The organism is Pseudooceanicola sediminis (assembly GCF_003575965.1).
GTDB classification, from domain to species: Bacteria; Pseudomonadota; Alphaproteobacteria; order Rhodobacterales; family Rhodobacteraceae; genus Pseudooceanicola; species Pseudooceanicola sediminis.
Window position 1 is genome coordinate 60,392 of sequence record NZ_QWJJ01000015.1, and the last position, 17,439, is coordinate 77,830.

Below are 17,439 nucleotides of genomic sequence, written 5' to 3' on the forward strand. Positions count from 1 at the left end.
TGTAATGATTTGCCAAGAGTGCGCGCGTGCCAGAGCCATGCAGGGGCCGACACAATCGCGTTAGCACCGTCGTGTCCGAGTTGGCGGCAGGATGTAGCGGGGCGGCAAGTCCATACGTCGCCGCATGTTCCAAGGGCCATCACGCCGCACTCCCGCTATGGCTGAAAAAGGGAAGCGCCCGTGAGTCCTCCTCTCACGGGCGCTTCGCCGAGCATGCCTGCAGTCACTCCCCCGCGGCGATCAGCTCGGCTTGTCTCACAATCACTTGTGCCTGCTTTATAGATGCAATGTCAACTAGTCGTCCTTTATAAACCGTCGCTCCGGCACCCGTTTTACGGGCCTCCTCCATGGCGGCCAGAATCTCGCGTGCTTCCGAAACCTTCGCGTCAGATGGCGTGAAGACCTCGTTCGCCAGAGCGATCTGTTTCGGGTGGATGGCCCATTTTCCGACCATGCCCAGCGTGGCCGAACGCAGCGATTGCGCACGAAAGCCATCGTCGTCGGAAAAGTCGCCATAGGGTCCATCAACCGGCAGCAGACCATGCGTGCGGCACGCGGCGACGATCGCCGTTTGCGCCCAGTGCCATGGATCTGCCCAGTATTTCTGGCCGTCCCGCAACATGTAGTAGTCTTCCTGTGTGCCCCCGATGCCCGTTGTCTGCATTCCCATGGAGGCCGCAAAATCTGCCGCTCCCAGGCTCATCGCTTCGAGACGGGGCGAGGACGCGGCGATTTCCTCTACGTGCGCAAGGCCGGCCGCGCTCTCGATGATGACCTCGAAGGCGATGCGTTTGCTGCGCCCCATGGCGGTTTCGATTGCGGTGACAAGGGCATCGACGGCATAGATATCCGCGGCGCAACCGACCTTGGGGATCATGATCTGGTCGAGACGCTCGCCGCAGTTTTCCAGCAGGTCGACCACGTCGCGATACCACCAGGGCGTGTCGAGCCCGTTGATTCGGACCGAGAGGGTCTTGTTCCCCCAGTCGACATCGCCAATCGCCTCGATCACGTTGCGGCGCGCTTGCGGTTTGTCGTCGGGGGCAACCGCGTCCTCGAGGTCAAGATTGATCACATCCGCAGCCGAGGCCGCCATCTTGGCAAACAGCTTGGTGTTCGAGCCGGGACCGAACAGCTGGCATCGATTCGGGCGGGCAGGGGGCTGCGGCTGGATGCGAAAGGACATCTCGGGATCCTTGGGTAAGTAAATTACGAATTTGTTTTTCCATTTGGTATTAAGTTGCGCGACTATCTTCAAGCTGATTTTGCGCTGCGGCACTGCTTCTGCGTTGCGGCGAAAGAATCTTCGGCAGAGACTGTCCAATCTCGGACAAACTTGCGCATTCGGGCTAACCCGCGCTGAATTTGCAAACACCTTGATGCGGATTCCGCGCAAGCTGATGGAAAGTCTGCTGGGAGTATGACGACATGATCGAGACACCGTATCTTCTTTTCCTCGGGGACGCGCCCGATGCACTTGCCGCCAAAGTCGCGCAGGGTATCAAGGACTGGCGCCCCGACAATTGCGTCGGCCAGTTCCGCATGGACGGCTGCAAGGCCAACCTCGGCCTGACCGACATGACGCTGGCCGAAGCCAAGGCGGCCGGTGCCAAGACGCTGGTGATCGGCGTGGCCAACCGCGGCGGGATGATTTCCCAGGCATGGAAGAAGGTTCTGATCGAGGCGCTGGAAGAGGGCTTTGACATCGCGTCGGGCCTGCACAACCTGCTGCGCAACGAAGCCGACCTGAAAGCCGTGGCCGAGGCGACGGGACGCACGCTGCACGATGTGCGCATCCCCACCGTGCAATACCCCATCGCGAATGGTGAAAAGCGGAGCGGCAAACGGTGCCTGGCCGTCGGCACCGATTGTTCGGTCGGCAAGATGTACACCGCGCTGGCGATGGACAAGGAGATGAAGGATCGGGGTCTGAAGTCCAGCTTTCGCGCCACGGGCCAGACCGGCATCCTGATCACGGGCGAAGGCGTGCCGCTGGATGCGGTGATTGCGGATTTCATGGCCGGGTCGATCGAATACCTGACGCCGGACAACGACCCGGATCACTGGGACATGATCGAGGGGCAGGGCAGCTTGTTCCATGCTTCGTATTCCGGGGTGACGATGGCGCTGGTGCACGGTGGACAACCCGATGCCCTGGTGCTGTGCCATGAGCCGACGCGCGAGCACATGCGCGGTTTGCCGTCTTACAAGTTGCCGACGCTCGAGGCGCTGCGCGACGTGGCCCTGACCTTGGCGCATGTGGTGAACTCCGGCTGCACGGTCATCGGAATTTCGGTGAACACGCAGCATCTGGGGGAAGACGACGCGAAAGCCTATCTTGCCGAAGTGGAAGAGCGGATGGGACTGCCTGCGGTCGACCCGTTCCGCATGGGCGCGGGGCGCCTGGTGGATGCGCTGGTGGCGCTCGGGTAACGACCCATCCCATCGGGGGCGCTGCCGGGATCGGCGGAGGCCTCCGGCGGGGGTATTTATGGCCAGATGAGGAGAGCAGGACGTGCAGATTGATGTGACGCGGGACAAGTTCCCCCTGGCGCAGGTTTTCCGGATCAGCCGTGGGGCGCGGACAGAGGCAGAGGTTCTGACGGTCACCTTGCGCGATGGAGATGTCGTGGGGCGCGGGGAATGCGTGCCATATGCCCGTTACGACGAGACGCTGGCGTCGGTCGAGGCGCAGATTGCGGCCCTGCCCCGCGACATTACCCGGAAGGGGTTGCAGGATCTGCTGGAGCCGGGCGCCGCACGCAACGCGGTGGATTGCGCGCTGTGGGATCTGGAGGCGAAGCGCGCGGGCAAACCGGTCTGGGAATTGGCCGGGCTGTCGGCGCCCCGCCCCGAGATCACCGCCTATACCCTGTCGCTTGACGCGCCTGCGGCAATGGAAGCCCAGGCGGCCAAGAACGCCTATCGGCCCTTGTTGAAGATCAAGCTGGGCACGCCCGATGACATGCCCCGGCTTGAGGCCGTGCGCCGTGGGGCACCGCAATCCCGCATCATCATCGACGCGAACGAAGGGTGGAGCGCGGAGGTTTATGCCGATCTGTCGCCGCACCTGATCCGTCTTGGTGTCACCCTGGTCGAGCAGCCTCTGCCCGCCGGGCTGGATGATGCGCTGATCGGGATGGAGCGCCCGGTGCCGGTCTGTGCCGACGAGAGTTGCCATGATCGCGCCAGCCTGCCCAAGCTGAAGGGCAAGTACGACGTCGTGAACATCAAGCTGGACAAGACCGGGGGGCTGACCGAGGCGTTGGCCCTGCGCGAGGCCGCGCTGGCGCAGGGATATGGCGTGATGGTGGGCTGCATGGTCGGTTCGTCGCTGGCCATGGCGCCTGCGGTCCTGGTGGCGCAGGGCGCGTTGGTGACCGATCTGGATGGGCCGCTGTTGATGGCGCAGGATCGAGAGGTCCCGCTGCACTATGACGAGGCGGGCGTGCATCCCGCAACGCCGGATCTGTGGGGCTGAGGCCCCGCCGGCGTGAATTCCCCTTGTCCTTGCGCGTGGCGTCAGGGCAATAGACCGACAACCGACAGTACCCCCGGGGGATCGCCCCGCGACGGGCGATTTTCAAGGAGTGTCCAATGAGCCGCATTGTCTACGTGAACGGTGACTATCTGCCCGAGGAAGAGGCGAAGATCTCGATCTTCGACCGGGGTTTCCTGATGTCCGATGGTGTCTACGAGGTGACAAGCGTTCTGAATGGCAAGCTAATCGATTTTCCCGGGCACGCCACGCGGCTGGAACGGTCACTGGGTGAGCTGGACATGGCCAGCCCCGTCAGCATGGATGAGTTGCTGGCGATCCACCGGGAGCTGGTTTCGCGCAACGAAATCGAGGAAGGGCTGGTCTATCTGCAGATCACCCGTGGCGCGCCGGGCGACCGGGATTTCGCGTTTCCCGATCCGTCGACGACGCCGTCGACCATCGTGCTGTTCACCCAGAACAAGCCCGGTCTGGCCGACAGCCCGGCGGCAAAGACGGGCACCAAGGTCATTTCGATCGAGGATATCCGCTGGGGTCGGCGCGACATCAAGACGGTGCAGCTGCTCTATCCGTCCATGGGCAAGATGATGGCCAAGAAGGCCGGTTGCGATGATGCCTGGATGGTCGAGGACGGCTTCGTGACCGAAGGCACATCGAACAACGCCTATATCGTCAAGGGTGGCAAGATCATCACCCGCGAACTGTCGACGGATATTCTGCATGGCATCACCCGCGCCGCCGTGCTGCGCCTGGCCGCCGAGGCGCAGATGGAGGTCGAGGAGCGCAACTTTACCATCGACGAGGCAAAGCAGGCAGACGAAGCCTTTACCACCTCGGCCAGTGCCTTTGTCATGCCCGTGGTCGAAATCGACGGTGTGACGCTGGGGAACGGGACGCCCGGCACCGTCGCCAGGCGCCTGCGCGAGATTTATCTCGAGGAAAGCCTGAAGACGGCGATCTGACGCCGACGGCGGCGCGGCCAGTCCGATTGTGATTGGTGCGCCCGGGGCCTGCGGATAGAATGAGAGAACGACAGGAACGCGCCAGGCTCTGGCGCGTTCCCTGCGTTTGCGGGCCATCGCATCGCGTTGGCTGATCACGAACCCTGCGACCGGCGTCCTTCGGTCGGGAGATTTATCATGCGTCTCGCCTTTCATTCGATCCTGACCGTGCTGGCCCTGACCGCGCCGGCGGTGGCAGACATCCGGCTGTGCGATTATCGGCCAAGCCAGTTGATCGGTACCCGCTCCGCTGCGCTCATGGGGGCGACGGCGGCAGGCACCTTGGCGGGCGTGCCCGCAATGGGCGGCGGCGAGGGGCTCAGAGGCTTCTATGTACTCTCTGACGTGGCGGGTGGTCCGGACGCTGGTGCGCCGGAGAAAAAGCGGTTGGGACTGAAGGACGCAGCGGGTCTGGTCGGCTCGGCCGTCAGCGCCGTTTCCTCTGCCGCGATGCTCTCGCCTGCTGCGCTGGCGGCGGGGGCGGTGGCCGGTGTAGGCATTGCCGGTGCAGAAAAGGTCTGCCAGCTGCGGGATGAACGGATCGACGATCCGCAGGCGGTCATGCTGATCCTCTACCAGGTCGCCGACAACGCCGATCCGGACTATTTCTCTCGCACGACGGTCGAGGGGGAACCTGCCGTTCGCGTCCGTCAGGATGACGGCAGCTACGAAGATTACGAGATGGCTGACCTCTATATCGTTGACGGAGAGATCCGGCATCGCAAATTCGGCCGCGACACCGTGGTCGGGACCATCGGATTTATCGTCACGGCTGGCAACCCGGTGGCTGTCGATGCCTCGGCGGATGCCGTGACGACAACCGATCTGGGCGCCGCCCCGGTGCAGGACATACCGCCCGAGGCGCCCCTGCCCGAGGCCCCTGCGCCGCAACAGCCTTCGGGCGATGCTCCCGGCGCTCAGCCTCTCGTCGAATAGGCCAGCGCGGGGGGCAGCTCTCTCGGTCAGCGCTCAGGGGTGCCGACGTTTTCGCGAAAGGCCGTGTCGAACGCGGCTTTCTGCGTGTCGCTCGCGTCGGTCTGGTGCGCGGCCTTCCAATCCTCGAACGGCATGCCGTAAAAGGCCTCGCGCGCCGCCTCCTTGCTCATTTCGATGCCGCGCTCCGCTGCGGCCTCCTGGTACCAGCGGCTCAGGCAGTTGCGGCAGAACCCGGCCAGGTTCATCATGTCGATGTTCTGCACATCCGGGCGTTTTTCCATCAGGTGCGCGCGCAGGGCGCGAAAGGCTGCGGCCTCCAGCTCGATACGGGTCTGGTCGTCCATCGTCATCTCTCCTCTCATCTCAGCGCTTGCGGAACGATGCCTTCGGGATCGCCACCGTTTCGACGCAGAGCGCACATGTCTCGGGCAGATCGCGCCGCAAGACGTCCACTACGGCATCTGCAAGCGCATTGTGCTGGTCCGGGCCGCGCGTGTCCATCAGGCGCAGCGTGACATGGGCAAAGCTCGGCTCACCCGACAGTAGCAGATAGTCGACCTGCTGCGCCCGGACCTTGACGGCGGCGCGCGGAACGGCCGGATGGGCGGCGACGGCCTCGGCCAGCGCTTGCATCAGCGGGGCCAGCGGCTGATCCAGCCCGCCGTGTTCCAGAACGATATGGGGCATCTCTGAATCCTTTGCTTCATAGGCCAGTGTCTAAAATCAGAGGTCAGGGTCTACGATCAAAAGCCGCTATCCAACCTAGAGGTTGGTGTCGGCCAGTGCAGCTTGCAATATCGGGGCCAGTCGCGCGGCCCAGGCTCGCTGCGCGGCCTCTTCCCCGATCAGGTCGTTGCGCAGCTCGATCAGCGCGTTCAGGCGACCGTGCTCAATCGCGTGCCTTTCGATCGCGTCACCGGGCAGGTGTCCGCCATAGGGCTGGTTGGCGCCGACGCACAGGTCGCCTTCCTGCTCAAGCCGCGCAATCAGCGGCGTGGTCAGGCGCTCGTCGGCGGCAAACAGGACACCGACCTGCCAGGGGCGCGGCGGGCGCCCCTTCAACTGCGGGGTAAAGGAATGCACGGACAGGATCACGGTATCGGGCTGCCGCGCGGCCAGGTCTGCCAGTGCCGCATGATAGGGGCGATAGCAGGCGTTCAGCCGGGCCTCGCACTCCTGTGCATCCGCATGGCGATTGGCGGGGATGATCGTGCCGTCATACAGTTTCATCAGCAGTGTCGGATCATCCTCGCCCCGGTTCGGGTCGATGACGAGACGCGAAAAATTCGACATGATTGCCGGCGCATCCAGTGCCTCGGCCAGCGCACGGGTCAGCCCGGCGGCGCCCACGTCATAGGCGATATGGCGGTGCATGTCGGTTTCCGACAGGCCCAGACTACCCCCGCCGACGAAATCGGGTACGGTGTTCGCAGCATGATCGCAGGTGACCAGCCAGCGTGACGGACGATCCCTGCCAATGATTTCGTAAGGGGTGTATGTCATGAGGGTGTCACCTCCATTGGCAAGTTTGCAAAGACGCCATAATGTGCGATGTGAACGCTAACATCCGGGGTTTCCGGGCCGCGAGAACAGGGGATGACCTTAATGAAACGTCAGCGCAATACCAAAATCGTCGCAACTCTGGGGCCATCGTCCTCGGATTATGAGACGATCCGTGCGCTCCATCAGGCCGGTGCGGACGTGTTCCGACTGAACATGTCGCACGGCAGTCACGATGAAATCCGTGAAAAGCACCGCATCATCCGCCAGATCGAACGCGACACGGACGGCACCATCGGTATTCTGGCCGACCTGCAAGGGCCGAAGCTGCGCGTCGGCACGTTCCGCAACGAATCCGAGGAGCTGGTGATCGGCGAGGCCTTCCGCCTCGACCTCGACGACACGCCCGGTGATCTGACCCGTGTGAACCTGCCCCACCCCGAGATTTTCGCAGCGTTGGAGCCCGGCTCCAGCCTGCTGGTCAACGACGGCAAGATCCGCCTCGTCGTCAAGGACTGCGGCGAAGATTACGCCAATTGCGAAGTCACCGTCGGCGGCACGATTTCCAACCGCAAGGGTGTGAACGTTCCCGATGTGGTGCTGCCGCTGGCCGCCCTGTCTGAGAAGGATCGCGCCGATCTGGAATTCGTCTGCCAGCTGGGGGTCGACTGGCTGGCCCTGTCTTTCGTTCAGCGCCCCGCCGATGTCGATGAGGCGCGCGAACTCGCCGGTGGGCGTGCCGCGATCCTCTCCAAGATCGAAAAACCTGCCGCGGTGAAGAGCTTTGACGACATTCTTGCGGTTTCCGATGGGATCATGGTGGCCCGCGGTGACCTTGGTGTCGAACTGCCGGTTCACGCGGTGCCGCCCATCCAGAAACGCCTGATCCGCAAGTGCCGCATTGCTGCGAAACCGGTCATCGTCGCGACGCAGATGCTCGAATCGATGATCGAAAGCCCGATGCCGACCCGGGCCGAGGTGTCAGACGTCGCCGCCGCGATCTATGAAGGCACCGATGCCGTCATGCTTTCTGCCGAAAGCGCGGCGGGCCAATATCCTGTCGAAGCGGTCACAACCATGGACAACGTCGCCCACGAGGTCGAGACGGATCCGCTCTACCGCGAGGTGATCGAGGCGCAGCGCAGTTCGACGACCGGGCGCGGCTCGGTTGCCGAAGGTATCGTTGCCGCCGCGCGCGAAATTGCGGAAACGACGGACATCAAGGCGATCTGCTGTTTCACCCAGCACGGTACGACCGCCCTGCTGGTGTCGCGTGAAAAGCCGCGTGTCCCGATCCTGGCGCTGACCCACCTGCGCGGGACGGCGCGGCGCCTGACCCTGTCCTGGGGCGTGAACTGCCTGATGACCGGTCAGCTTGATCGGTTCAAGCAGGCGGTGGTCAATGCCGCCCGCGGCGCGCGCGTCACGGGCCTTGCGTCGGCAAGCGACCAGATCGTCGTGACTGCCGGCGTGCCCTTCAACCAGCCCGGCACGACGAATATCCTGCGCGTGGCGCCCTGCGAAGAACGTCTGATCTACGCGGCCGATCCTGAATGACCAGGCCGCGCCCCTATCCGCCTGGTTCAGGCAGGGGCGCGGCCTTCGCAAATGGTGCATCCCCATGGACATGATGACCAGCGATATCCTCTACGGCATTGGTGTGCTGTTGGTGGTGTTGGCCATCCCCGCGTTGGTAACGGCCTATGCCGAACATCGCACGGCGGTCTGGGGGATGATCATGGCGGTGCTTGGCCTTGCCATGATCGGCTGGATCTACAGCACGGACAGGGCCGTCTATGCTGCGCTGCAAATGCCGCATGTCGTGTTTCGCGTCATCGGATATGCGCTTGATGCCCTCTGAGGGGCGCATCGGGCTGGCGGCGGGGCCTGTTCAGTTGCGCGCGCCGTATTTCCCAAGGACACCGGGCTTGCCAAAGCCCCCCTCTGCCCCTATACGGCGCTTTCTATCTGCGCGGCCGGCCGAAGTGGCATGCCGAGTCGCGCTTCATCTCGTGAATGACAGGAGACGAAAATGCCCAAGATGAAGACGAAGTCGAGCTGCAAAAAGCGGTTCAAGGTGACGGCCACCGGCCGTATCGTTGCTGGCCAGGCCGGCAAACGCCACGGCATGATCAAGCGGAGCACCAAGTTCATCCGCACCGCCCGTGGGACCACGATCCTGGCGAAGGCTGATGAGAAGATCATCAAGCCAATGATGCCCTACGCACGCTAAGGAGTTCAGGATATGTCCCGCGTTAAAGGTGGTACCACAACCCACGCCCGTCACAAAAAAGTTCTCGACGCTGCAAAAGGCTATTATGGCCGCCGCAAGAGCACGTTCAAAGTTGCCCGTCAGGCCGTCGACAAGGCCAACCAGTACGCGACCCGCGACCGCAAGAACCGCAAGCGCAATTTCCGCGCCCTGTGGATCCAGCGTATCAACGCGGCTGTCCGTATGCACGACGAGGCTCTGACATACTCGCGTTTCATCAACGGTCTGGCGCTCGCCGGTATCGAGGTTGACCGCAAGGTTCTGGCCGATCTGGCCGTCAACGAACCCGAAGCCTTCGGTGCGATCGTCGCGCAAGCCAAATCGGCTCTGCCCGCCGCCGCCTGATCTTTCCCCACCGGGTCCGCCCGGAACGGAAATGTCACAGATTCAACCCCGCTCGGCACCGAGCGGGGTTTTTCGTGTCTGCAACCCGCTTGGAACGCCCTCTGAACGCCCTAACAAACTTGCATTCCGGGGCTGCTGTGATACCCACTCGCGGTCTGTGAACGGAGGCCGCGATGGACGATCTTAAGGCAAAATACCTCTCGGCGATCGCCGATGCGGGCGATGAATCCACGCTTGAGGACCTGCGCCTGCAGGCCGTCGGAAAGAAGGGCGAAGTCAGCCTGAAGATGCGCGAGCTGGGCAAGATGACGCCCGAGGAACGCCAGACCGCCGGCCCCGCCCTCAACGCCCTGAAGGACGAGATCAACTCGGCCCTCGCCGCGAAAAAGGCGGCCCTTGGCGACGCCGCGCTTGACGCCCGCCTGCGCGCGGAATGGCTCGACGTGACGCTGCCCGCCCGTGGCACCGCGCGTCAGGGCACGATCCACCCGGTTTCCCAGGTCTGGGAAGAATGCACCGCGATCTTTGCCGACATGGGCTTTGCCGTCGCCGAAGGCCCGCAGGTCGAAACCGACTGGTACAACTTCGACGCCCTCAACATCCCCGGCCACCACCCCGCCCGGGCCGAGATGGACACGTTCTACATGCACCGCGCGACAGGCGACAACCGCCCGCCGCACGTGTTGCGCACCCACACCAGCCCGGTCCAGATCCGCTCCATGCAGGAGCAGGGCGCGCCGATCCGCATCATCGCGCCGGGCCGCGTTTACCGCGCCGACTTCGACCAGACCCACACGCCGATGTTCCACCAGGTCGAGGGCCTCGCGCTCGACAAGGATCTCTCCATGGCGAACCTGAAATGGGTGCTTGAGGAGTTCTTTACCGCTTATTTCGGCACCAAGGTCAAAACCCGTTTCCGCGCCTCTCACTTCCCCTTCACCGAGCCCTCGGCCGAGGTCGACATCCAGTGTTCCTGGGAAAACGGCACCGTGAAGGTGGGCGAAGGCGACGGCTGGCTCGAAGTCCTCGGCTCCGGCATGGTCCACCCACACGTGCTGCGCGCCGGTGGCGTGGACCCGGACAAATGGCAGGGCTTTGCCTTCGGCATGGGCATCGACCGCATCGCGATGCTGAAATACGGCATCCCCGATTTGCGCGCCTTCTTCGATTCCGACCTGCGCTGGCTGCGCCACTATGGCTTCAGCGCGTTGCAGGTGCCGACGATCCGGGGCGGGGTGTGATCCTCTCAGCTCTCCGTAGGGCGGGGTTCACCCCGCCTTCGGTGGCCGCCGCGCCAGCGTCACAGGCGGGGTGAACCCCGCCCTACGGAAATTTGAAATGGACAGCCCCATGACCCTCTTCCGCCACGAAAACCGCCAACGGACCGAGCACTCGAAACGCCTCTATGCCCGCTTCGAGATCGCCTACACTCTGGTTGATTTCGGCGCGGCCTTCTGCTTCGTGCTCGGCTCCATCTTCTTTTTCTCCGAACGCCTGATGACCCCCGGCACCTGGCTGTTCCTGATCGGCTCGCTCCTGTTTGCCGCCAAACCGACGCTGCGGCTGGTCCGCGAAATCAAACTCTACCGTATGGGCGATCAAGACGACCTCGCCTCCCGCCTGAAGGACTGACCCGATGAAATTCACCCTCTCCTGGCTGAAAGAACACCTCGACACCACCGCCACGCTGGACGAAATCACCGAGGCGCTGACCGACCTCGGGCTTGAGGTCGAAGGCGTCGAGGATCCCACCGCCAAGCTGCGCGGCTTCACCATCGCCCGCGTGCTCGAGGCCGAGCAGCACCCCGATGCCGACAAGCTGCGCGTGTGCAAGGTGCAGACGGCAGAGGGCGAGACGCAGATCGTCTGCGGCGCCCCGAACGCGCGCGCCGGGATTACGGTCGTTCTGGCGAAACCGGGCATGTATATTCCCGGCCTCGACATCACCATTTCCGTCGGCAAGATCCGCGGCGTCGAAAGCTTCGGCATGATGGCGTCGGAGAAGGAGCTGGAGCTGTCGGACGAACACAACGGCATCATCGAACTGCCCTCCGGCGAGGTCGGTCAGGATTTCGCGGATTGGCTGGCCGAAAACCGCCCCGAAACCGTCGACCCGGTGATCGAGATCGCGATCACGCCGAACCGCCCCGATGCCCTCGGCGTGCACGGTGTCGCGCGTGATCTGGCCGCGCGTGGCCTCGGCACCCTGAAAGCGCTGCCCGACTATACCCTGACCGAGGAGGGCGCCTGCCCGATCTCCGTCACCATCGACGCGGGCGCCGCCGACGGGTGCCACGTCTTTGCCGGCCGCGTCATCAGGGGCGTCAGGAACGGCCCCAGCCCCGAGTGGTTGCAGAGCAAGCTGCGCGCCATCGGTCTGCGCCCGATTTCGACCCTCGTCGATGTGACCAACCTGTTCACTTACGACCTGAACCGCCCGCTGCACGTCTTTGATGCGGCCAAGGTCGCAGGCGGGTTGCGCATCCACCGCGCCACGGGCGGAGAAGAACTGCTGGCGCTGGACGAAAAGACCTACACGATCCCCGAAGGCGTGCTGGTCATCTCTGACGACAACGGGGTCGAGAGCATCGGCGGCATCATGGGCGGCGAGGTGTCCGGCTGTACCGAAGACACAACCGACGTCTTCGTCGAGGCCGCGTACTGGCACACCGTTTCGATCGCCACCGGTGGGCGCGCGCTCAAGATCAACTCCGACGCGCGCTATCGCAATGAACGCGGTATCGACCCGGCCTTCAACATGGAGGCGCTGGACCGCGCCTGCGCGCTGATCGTGTCGCTCTGCGGCGGCACTGTCACCGAGGCGGTCGTCGCCGGTGCCGTGCCCGACGTGTCGCGCGCCTACCGCCTCGATACCGACCGCTGCTCCTCCCTCGTCGGCATGGACATCCCGGCCGAGACGCAGCGCGCGACGCTGACGGCCCTCGGCTTCGTGATGGATGGCGATGACATGGCCCATGTCCCGTCCTGGCGTCCCGACGTGCAGGGCGAGGCGGACCTGGTCGAGGAAGTGGCCCGCATCGCCTCCCTCTCCAATCTTGAGCCGAAGCCGATGCCGCGTCTTGCGCCCGGCGTGCCCAAACCCATCCTGACCCCGCTGCAAAAACGCGAACAACTGGCGCGGCGCACCGCGGCGGCGCTCGGCTACAACGAATGCGTCACCTATTCCTTCATCGACAAGGCCTCGGCCACGCTGTTCGGCGGCGGCGATGATGCGACGATGGTGGGCAACCCGATCTCCTCGGAAATGTCGCACCTGCGCCCGGATCTGCTGCCCGGACTGCTGCAGGCGGCGGCGCGCAACCAGTCGCGCGGCATGAACGACATGGCGCTGTTCGAGGTCGGCGCGATCTGGCATGGCGGCGAACCCGGCGAACAGCAGATGCAGGTCGCGGGTCTGCTGGTCGGTCAGACCGCACCGAAAGACGTGCACGGCGCGGCGCGCCCCGTCGACACCTTCGACGCCAAGGCGGATGCCGAGGCGATCCTGTCGGCCATCGGCGCCCCCGCCAAGGTGCAGGTGCTGCGCGACGGCGACACCTGGTGGCACCCGGGTCGCCATGGCCGCATCTGCCTCGGCCCGAAAAAGATGCTGGCCGTGTTCGGCGAAGTGCACCCCCGGGTGCTGCGGGACATGGGGATCAAGGGCACAGCCGTCGCCTTCTCGATTTGGCCCGAGCAGATTCCGCTGCCGCGCAACGCCTCCGCTTCGCGCGGCGCGCTGGTGCTCAACGGGCTGCAGGCCGTTGAGCGTGACTTCGCCTTCGTTGTGGACACCTCGGTCGAGGCGCTGACCCTGGTCAACGCCGCTGCCGGTGCCGACAAGGCGCTGATCACCGACGTGCGCGTCTTTGACGAATTCATCGGCGGCAGTCTGGGCGAGGGCAAGAAAAGCCTTGCCGTGACGGTGCGTCTGCAACCCAGCGACGCAACGCTGAAGGAAAAGGACATCGAAGCGATCTCCGCCAAGATCGTCGAAAAGGTCGAAAAAGCCACCGGCGGCACGCTGCGCGGCTGATTGCCCCATCGACGGGCGGCGCGCTCCGCTGCGGCTCAGACGCCCCGCCCGCCGTCTCGTAACCCCGACGTCCCGTAACCCCACCGTCCCGTAACCCCGATACGACCCAGGAAAGACCCAGTGATGAGCGACGATGACGATTATGTCTATGACGAGGTGACGGGTGAATGGATGCCCGCCGCAGACCTCGCCGCGCGCAACCAGATCCAGGTCGTGGATTCCCAGGGAACGCCGCTGGCAGATGGTGACCAGGTCGTGCTGATCAAGGATCTCAAGGTCAAGGGCGCAGGTCAGACCCTGAAACAAGGCACGGTGATCAAGACGATCCGCCTGACCACCAACCCCGACGAAGTCGATTGTCGCCACCCCGAGATCAAGGGGCTGGTCCTGCGCACGGAATTTATCCGCAAACGCTGACACATGCGCGGCCTCCCGCGTCATCTGGCCTCAAATACCCCCGCCGGAGGCACCCGCATTCACTACCGACCGGCGCGATGAAAAAAGGCGACCCCCCGGTGGGGGCCGCCTTTCCAATCGATGCCGCACGCCTCAGCGCGCAGGAATGTTCTTGCCCTTTTCCACGGCCGGGCGGGCATAGAACCGCTCGACATAGGGCTGAAGGTTCCCGAAGCTGTCCCATTCCAGCACGTCGTGGGCGCCGTAGAAGGCGATCCCGTTCAGCCAGGGCGCAATGGCGATATCCGCGATCGAGAATTCGCCGGTCACCCAGTCCTTGCCCTCAAGCTGCGTGTTGATCACGTTCAGCAGGCGCTTGCCCTCGTTCACGAAACGCTCGACGGGGCGGGGATCCTCGATCTCCTTGCCGGCGAACTTGTAGAAATACCCCAGCTGTCCCAGCATCGGACCCAGACCGCCCATCTGCCACATCAGCCACTTGATCACCTCGTACTTGCCAGGCCCCGACACGGGCATCAGCTTGCCGGTCTTTTCGGCCAGGTAGATCAGGATCGCGCCGGATTCAAACAGCTGCACAACGCTGCCATCCGGCCCGTTCGGGTCGATGATGGCGGGGATCTTGTTGTTCGGTGACAGCGACAGGAACTCCGGACTGCGCACGAATTCATCGCCCAGCGGCACCTTGTGGGCCTCGTATTCCAGCCCCATCTCCTCCAGCGCGATCGAGACCTTCACCCCGTTCGGCGTCGGAAAGGAATACAGCTGGATGATTTTCGGATTCTGGGCGGGCCACTTGTCGTTGATCAAGAAATCGTCGGGGAACATCGGAACCTCCTGTTGCCAATTCCCCTCGATATATCGTCGGGCTGGGTGAAAAAACAGCGCGGGTCTGCAAAGGCGATTGGAAAAGTCGGTGCGTGGATGCAGATTGCAGGGTCAAATAATACACATCGCCCACCGGGGCGGGTCGTCACCACAACACAGGACGGGGCTATGCTGAAAGAATTTCGCGCCTTCATCGCCAAGGGCAATGTCATGGACATGGCTGTCGGCATCATCATCGGGGCGGCCTTTACCGCCATCGTCAAATCCATGGTCTCGGACCTGCTGAACCCGGTTCTGGGGCTGTTCACAGGCGGGCTGGATTTCACCAACAACTATTTCATTCTTTCCGGCGGCGGCCCCTACGACAATCTGGATGCGGCCCGCGAAGCCGGCGCAGCGGTTTTTGCCTACGGGGCCTTCCTGTCGGCCGTGATCAACTTTCTCATCGTGGCCTTCGTGGTCTTCATGCTGGTGCGCTACCTGAACAAGGCCAAATCCATCGTCATGGCCGAGGAAGAGGCCGCCCCCGCCGAGGCAAAGCCCGCCGGTCCGACCCAGCTCGATGTGCTGCTGGAAATCCGCGACGTGCTCAAATCCGACCCCCGGCCACGGGCGGACTAGCGCGTCGTGCGGCGCGATACGTGGGCAGGGGCGCATTTTTTGCGCGCCGCGCATGTATCGCCTCGCATCTTCCCTCTCCGGCAGGATAACCTGCGCCTGAACAGCGAAATTGCCGGAGACCCTTGATGTCGCTCGACCAGATGGATCGCTCGATCCTGCGTGTACTGCAAAAGCAGGGGCGGATGTCCAACGCCGATCTGTCCGACAAGGTCGGCCTGTCGCAATCCGCCTGTCATCGCCGGGTCCAGCGCCTGGAACAGGATGGCTATATTCGCGACTACGTTGCCTTGCTGAATGCGCGCAAGATGCAGCTGGCCACGACCGTCTTCGTCGAAATCGGCCTGTCGGGACAGGCGGACGAGCTGCTGGAGGCATTTGAAACCGCCGTCGCCCGCGTGCCCGAGGTGCTTGAATGTCACCTCATGGCGGGCACGGCGGACTATCTGCTCAAGGTCGTTGCCGAAAGTTCGGAAGATTTCGCGCGCATTCACCGTCAAAGCCTGGCGCGCCTGCCGGGTGTGCAGCGGATGCAAAGTTCCTTTGCGCTGCGCACCGTCTTCCGCACCACCGCGCTGCCGGTCTAGAGGTTACTCGGCGGGGTTGAACTGGCCCATTGCGGACTCTTCGCGCGTGCCGCGCCGCGACACCTCGCCATACAGATCCGGGTTGCGCGGATTGGCGAAAATCATCAGCGACATCAGGCTGAAGGCGAATTCGTACAATTCGAACTGGCGCGGGACGCCCCCGATCACGACCATCGTCACCGATGCCACGATCGCCAGCGCGGCGTGCAGCATACTGGGCACGGGAACGGCCAGTGCGCTGGCGAATTTGCGCACCCAGCCCGCCAACGGGTACAGGATCGGCAGCAGGATGAGGTAGGCCAAAAGCACCGGCGTCAGGTCGTTGCCGAAAATCGTGCTGGCCAGTTGCGTGTCGCCGATCACCAGGTTGTGCAGGTTGGTTTCGGCCTGAAAATTGTGCTCGACAAAGAAACTGCCCGACTGCCAGTCAAAGATCCGTTGGCCCCAGGACACTTCTTCGCCCGCGACAAACGCATACAGTGCCGCATACAGCCAGGTCAGCCCGGCCCCGAAACGCCGCCCCAGGTGTTGCAGCTGCCGACCACGCCAGATCAGCAGCAGGGCAGAGACCAGCAGAAAGATCGCCGTGCCATATTCCAGCGGTCCGTCTTCCTGGGCCAGGGAGGTTTCGAACAGGCCGGGATTGATCAGGGCAACCGGGATGGCGATGGCATGAACCACCACAAACATCACAAGAACAACAAGCGTGAAAAGACGCGCGCGGGGCATCGTGGTGGACCTTTCGGAAATCAGCGGCGGACCTCTCTTTCAAGGCCCAAAAGAAATGGCCGGGCAGCCGACTCGGACCTGCTCGGAGAGAATTGAACTATACAGTCCAGTTCCGATTTCAAGAAAATGTCATAAAAATTTTGGAAAACTTTTGCCGAATCGCATGATTCGGCGGAAATTTGCCGGACGCATTGCGCGGTTCGTGTCCTCGCAGCCTGTCCTCGGGCCGAAACGGGATTGTTCCTGACAGGGCGCCGCTTTTCCGCGCCGCAGGGTCCGTGACGTGGAAAGGGGGGCATTTCACCGGGCCGTCGCCGCGGCGGGCCCCGGAAATGACAAACCCCCGGGCGTTGGCCGCGGGGGATCATCTGTTTCTTAGGTTCGTCTGAACGAAAAGCTCAGGCAAAAGGCGCTCAGAGCATGCCTTCGCGTTGCAATTTCTTACGTGCCAATTTACGGGCACGACGGATCGCTTCGGCTTTCTCGCGCGCTTTCTTCTCGGACGGTTTCTCGAAATGTTGCTTGAGCTTCATTTCGCGGAACACGCCTTCGCGCTGCAGCTTTTTCTTCAGGGCCCGAAGGGCCTGGTCGACGTTATTGTCGCGAACACTGACCTGCATGTGGTTGTCACCACCTTCCTAAGTTAGAGTTGCATCAGATTGCAGGAAGTGGCC

At 63.4% G+C, this 17,439-nt stretch carries 21 protein-coding genes; 14 read left to right on the forward strand and 7 right to left on the reverse strand.

The genetic code is table 11. The features are described 5' to 3' along the window. Positions 1-223 precede the first annotated feature (223 nt). The gene (locus DL237_RS16045; protein WP_119400106.1) at positions 224-1,186 is read right to left on the reverse strand and encodes an L-malyl-CoA/beta-methylmalyl-CoA lyase; all 963 of its coding nucleotides are present in this window, start codon (positions 1,184-1,186) and stop codon (positions 224-226) included. 242 nt (positions 1,187-1,428) lie between these two features. Between DL237_RS16045 and dgcN the strand changes: the two genes are divergently transcribed. From dgcN to DL237_RS16065, 4 genes are all read left to right on the forward strand, one after another. Continuing rightward, on the forward strand, positions 1,429-2,433 hold the full coding sequence (gene dgcN, locus DL237_RS16050; protein WP_119400107.1) for an N-acetyltransferase DgcN: 1,005 nt from the start codon (positions 1,429-1,431) through the stop codon (positions 2,431-2,433). 82 nt (positions 2,434-2,515) lie between these two features. Next, positions 2,516-3,481, forward strand: coding sequence for an N-acetyl-D-Glu racemase DgcA (dgcA, locus tag DL237_RS16055; RefSeq protein WP_119400108.1), 966 nt, complete (start codon positions 2,516-2,518; stop codon positions 3,479-3,481). A 116-nt stretch (positions 3,482-3,597) separates the two neighbouring features. Next, entirely contained in the window at positions 3,598-4,461 is an 864-nt protein-coding gene (locus DL237_RS16060) for a D-amino-acid transaminase (RefSeq protein WP_119400109.1), read from the forward strand. Between the two features lie 177 nt (positions 4,462-4,638). Continuing rightward, the gene (locus DL237_RS16065; protein ID WP_119400110.1) at positions 4,639-5,436 is read left to right on the forward strand and encodes a hypothetical protein; all 798 of its coding nucleotides are present in this window, start codon (positions 4,639-4,641) and stop codon (positions 5,434-5,436) included. A 26-nt stretch (positions 5,437-5,462) separates the two neighbouring features. On the opposite strand, the gene DL237_RS16070 is transcribed toward DL237_RS16065, so the two are convergent. The 3 genes from DL237_RS16070 to DL237_RS16080 all read right to left on the reverse strand — a co-directional run bounded on the left by DL237_RS16070 (position 5,463) and on the right by DL237_RS16080 (position 6,939). Next, the gene (locus DL237_RS16070) at positions 5,463-5,780 is read right to left on the reverse strand and encodes a DUF1244 domain-containing protein (protein ID WP_119400180.1); all 318 of its coding nucleotides are present in this window, start codon (positions 5,778-5,780) and stop codon (positions 5,463-5,465) included. Positions 5,781-5,799: 19 nt separating this feature from the next. Next, positions 5,800-6,123, reverse strand: a complete 324-nt coding sequence (locus tag DL237_RS16075) for a 5-carboxymethyl-2-hydroxymuconate Delta-isomerase (RefSeq protein WP_119400111.1) — start codon at positions 6,121-6,123, stop codon at positions 5,800-5,802. A 75-nt stretch (positions 6,124-6,198) separates the two neighbouring features. Continuing rightward, a complete protein-coding gene (locus tag DL237_RS16080; RefSeq protein ID WP_119400112.1) occupies positions 6,199-6,939 on the reverse strand; it encodes an N-formylglutamate amidohydrolase in 741 nt (246 codons plus the stop codon). Positions 6,940-7,041: 102 nt separating this feature from the next. Between DL237_RS16080 and pyk the strand changes: the two genes are divergently transcribed. From pyk to DL237_RS16120, 8 genes are all read left to right on the forward strand, one after another. After that, complete coding sequence (gene pyk / locus DL237_RS16085; protein ID WP_119400113.1) at positions 7,042-8,493, forward strand: pyruvate kinase; 1,452 nt, start codon at positions 7,042-7,044, stop codon at positions 8,491-8,493. Positions 8,494-8,557: 64 nt separating this feature from the next. Next, positions 8,558-8,797 carry a hypothetical protein gene (locus DL237_RS16090; protein ID WP_119400114.1) on the forward strand — a complete coding sequence of 80 codons (240 nt, stop codon included), beginning with the start codon at positions 8,558-8,560 and terminating at the stop codon, positions 8,795-8,797. Between the two features lie 171 nt (positions 8,798-8,968). Beyond that, positions 8,969-9,169: a 50S ribosomal protein L35 gene (rpmI, locus tag DL237_RS16095; RefSeq protein ID WP_119400115.1), complete on the forward strand. Its 201-nt coding sequence runs from the start codon at positions 8,969-8,971 to the stop codon at positions 9,167-9,169. Positions 9,170-9,181: 12 nt separating this feature from the next. Continuing rightward, positions 9,182-9,553 carry a 50S ribosomal protein L20 gene (rplT, locus tag DL237_RS16100; protein ID WP_119400116.1) on the forward strand — a complete coding sequence of 124 codons (372 nt, stop codon included), beginning with the start codon at positions 9,182-9,184 and terminating at the stop codon, positions 9,551-9,553. Positions 9,554-9,726: 173 nt separating this feature from the next. Then, positions 9,727-10,794, forward strand: a complete 1,068-nt coding sequence (pheS, locus tag DL237_RS16105; protein WP_119400117.1) for a phenylalanine--tRNA ligase subunit alpha — start codon at positions 9,727-9,729, stop codon at positions 10,792-10,794. 109 nt (positions 10,795-10,903) lie between these two features. Continuing rightward, complete coding sequence (locus DL237_RS16110) at positions 10,904-11,185, forward strand: YrhK family protein (protein WP_119400181.1); 282 nt, start codon at positions 10,904-10,906, stop codon at positions 11,183-11,185. 4 nt (positions 11,186-11,189) lie between these two features. Then, complete coding sequence (gene pheT / locus DL237_RS16115; RefSeq protein ID WP_119400118.1) at positions 11,190-13,589, forward strand: phenylalanine--tRNA ligase subunit beta; 2,400 nt, start codon at positions 11,190-11,192, stop codon at positions 13,587-13,589. 123 nt (positions 13,590-13,712) lie between these two features. After that, a complete protein-coding gene (locus tag DL237_RS16120; protein WP_119400119.1) occupies positions 13,713-14,006 on the forward strand; it encodes an alkylphosphonate utilization protein in 294 nt (97 codons plus the stop codon). A 132-nt stretch (positions 14,007-14,138) separates the two neighbouring features. On the opposite strand, the gene DL237_RS16125 is transcribed toward DL237_RS16120, so the two are convergent. Further along, on the reverse strand, positions 14,139-14,831 hold the full coding sequence (locus tag DL237_RS16125) for a glutathione S-transferase family protein (protein ID WP_119400120.1): 693 nt from the start codon (positions 14,829-14,831) through the stop codon (positions 14,139-14,141). 168 nt (positions 14,832-14,999) lie between these two features. Here DL237_RS16125 and mscL point away from each other — a divergent pair, with 168 nt between their 5' ends. After that, the gene (gene mscL / locus DL237_RS16130) at positions 15,000-15,452 is read left to right on the forward strand and encodes a large conductance mechanosensitive channel protein MscL (RefSeq protein WP_119400121.1); all 453 of its coding nucleotides are present in this window, start codon (positions 15,000-15,002) and stop codon (positions 15,450-15,452) included. A 125-nt stretch (positions 15,453-15,577) separates the two neighbouring features. Continuing rightward, a complete protein-coding gene (locus tag DL237_RS16135) occupies positions 15,578-16,036 on the forward strand; it encodes an Lrp/AsnC family transcriptional regulator (RefSeq protein WP_119400122.1) in 459 nt (152 codons plus the stop codon). Positions 16,037-16,039: 3 nt separating this feature from the next. Here the strand turns inward: DL237_RS16135 and DL237_RS16140 are convergent, their stop codons facing one another. Together DL237_RS16140 and rpsU are read right to left on the reverse strand one after the other, a co-directional pair. Next, the gene (locus DL237_RS16140) at positions 16,040-16,765 is read right to left on the reverse strand and encodes a hypothetical protein (RefSeq protein WP_119400123.1); all 726 of its coding nucleotides are present in this window, start codon (positions 16,763-16,765) and stop codon (positions 16,040-16,042) included. 413 nt (positions 16,766-17,178) lie between these two features. Then, positions 17,179-17,385, reverse strand: a complete 207-nt coding sequence (gene rpsU / locus DL237_RS16145) for a 30S ribosomal protein S21 (RefSeq protein ID WP_085306716.1) — start codon at positions 17,383-17,385, stop codon at positions 17,179-17,181. Positions 17,386-17,439: the final 54 nt, after the last annotated feature.

Bases quoted from the DNA above. Each gene is read 5' to 3' on its own strand.
- DL237_RS16110 (WP_119400181.1), top strand. From the start codon at position 10,904: ATGACCCTCTTCCGCCACGAAAACCGCCAACGGACCGAGCACTCGAAA.
- rpmI (WP_119400115.1), top strand. From the start codon at position 8,969: ATGCCCAAGATGAAGACGAAGTCGAGCTGCAAAAAGCGGTTCAAGGTG.
- DL237_RS16135 (WP_119400122.1), top strand. From the start codon at position 15,578: ATGTCGCTCGACCAGATGGATCGCTCGATCCTGCGTGTACTGCAAAAG.
- DL237_RS16045 (WP_119400106.1), bottom strand. From the start codon at position 1,186: ATGTCCTTTCGCATCCAGCCGCAGCCCCCTGCCCGCCCGAATCGATGC.
- pheS (WP_119400117.1), top strand. From the start codon at position 9,727: ATGGACGATCTTAAGGCAAAATACCTCTCGGCGATCGCCGATGCGGGC.
- DL237_RS16080 (WP_119400112.1), bottom strand. From the start codon at position 6,939: ATGACATACACCCCTTACGAAATCATTGGCAGGGATCGTCCGTCACGC.
- pyk (WP_119400113.1), top strand. From the start codon at position 7,042: ATGAAACGTCAGCGCAATACCAAAATCGTCGCAACTCTGGGGCCATCG.
- DL237_RS16070 (WP_119400180.1), bottom strand. From the start codon at position 5,780: ATGGACGACCAGACCCGTATCGAGCTGGAGGCCGCAGCCTTTCGCGCC.
- DL237_RS16075 (WP_119400111.1), bottom strand. From the start codon at position 6,123: ATGCCCCATATCGTTCTGGAACACGGCGGGCTGGATCAGCCGCTGGCC.
- DL237_RS16140 (WP_119400123.1), bottom strand. From the start codon at position 16,765: ATGCCCCGCGCGCGTCTTTTCACGCTTGTTGTTCTTGTGATGTTTGTG.
- DL237_RS16120 (WP_119400119.1), top strand. From the start codon at position 13,713: ATGAGCGACGATGACGATTATGTCTATGACGAGGTGACGGGTGAATGG.
- rplT (WP_119400116.1), top strand. From the start codon at position 9,182: ATGTCCCGCGTTAAAGGTGGTACCACAACCCACGCCCGTCACAAAAAA.
- DL237_RS16060 (WP_119400109.1), top strand. From the start codon at position 3,598: ATGAGCCGCATTGTCTACGTGAACGGTGACTATCTGCCCGAGGAAGAG.
- pheT (WP_119400118.1), top strand. From the start codon at position 11,190: ATGAAATTCACCCTCTCCTGGCTGAAAGAACACCTCGACACCACCGCC.
- dgcN (WP_119400107.1), top strand. From the start codon at position 1,429: ATGATCGAGACACCGTATCTTCTTTTCCTCGGGGACGCGCCCGATGCA.
- rpsU (WP_085306716.1), bottom strand. From the start codon at position 17,385: ATGCAGGTCAGTGTTCGCGACAATAACGTCGACCAGGCCCTTCGGGCC.
- DL237_RS16090 (WP_119400114.1), top strand. From the start codon at position 8,558: ATGGACATGATGACCAGCGATATCCTCTACGGCATTGGTGTGCTGTTG.
- mscL (WP_119400121.1), top strand. From the start codon at position 15,000: ATGCTGAAAGAATTTCGCGCCTTCATCGCCAAGGGCAATGTCATGGAC.
- DL237_RS16065 (WP_119400110.1), top strand. From the start codon at position 4,639: ATGCGTCTCGCCTTTCATTCGATCCTGACCGTGCTGGCCCTGACCGCG.
- DL237_RS16125 (WP_119400120.1), bottom strand. From the start codon at position 14,831: ATGTTCCCCGACGATTTCTTGATCAACGACAAGTGGCCCGCCCAGAAT.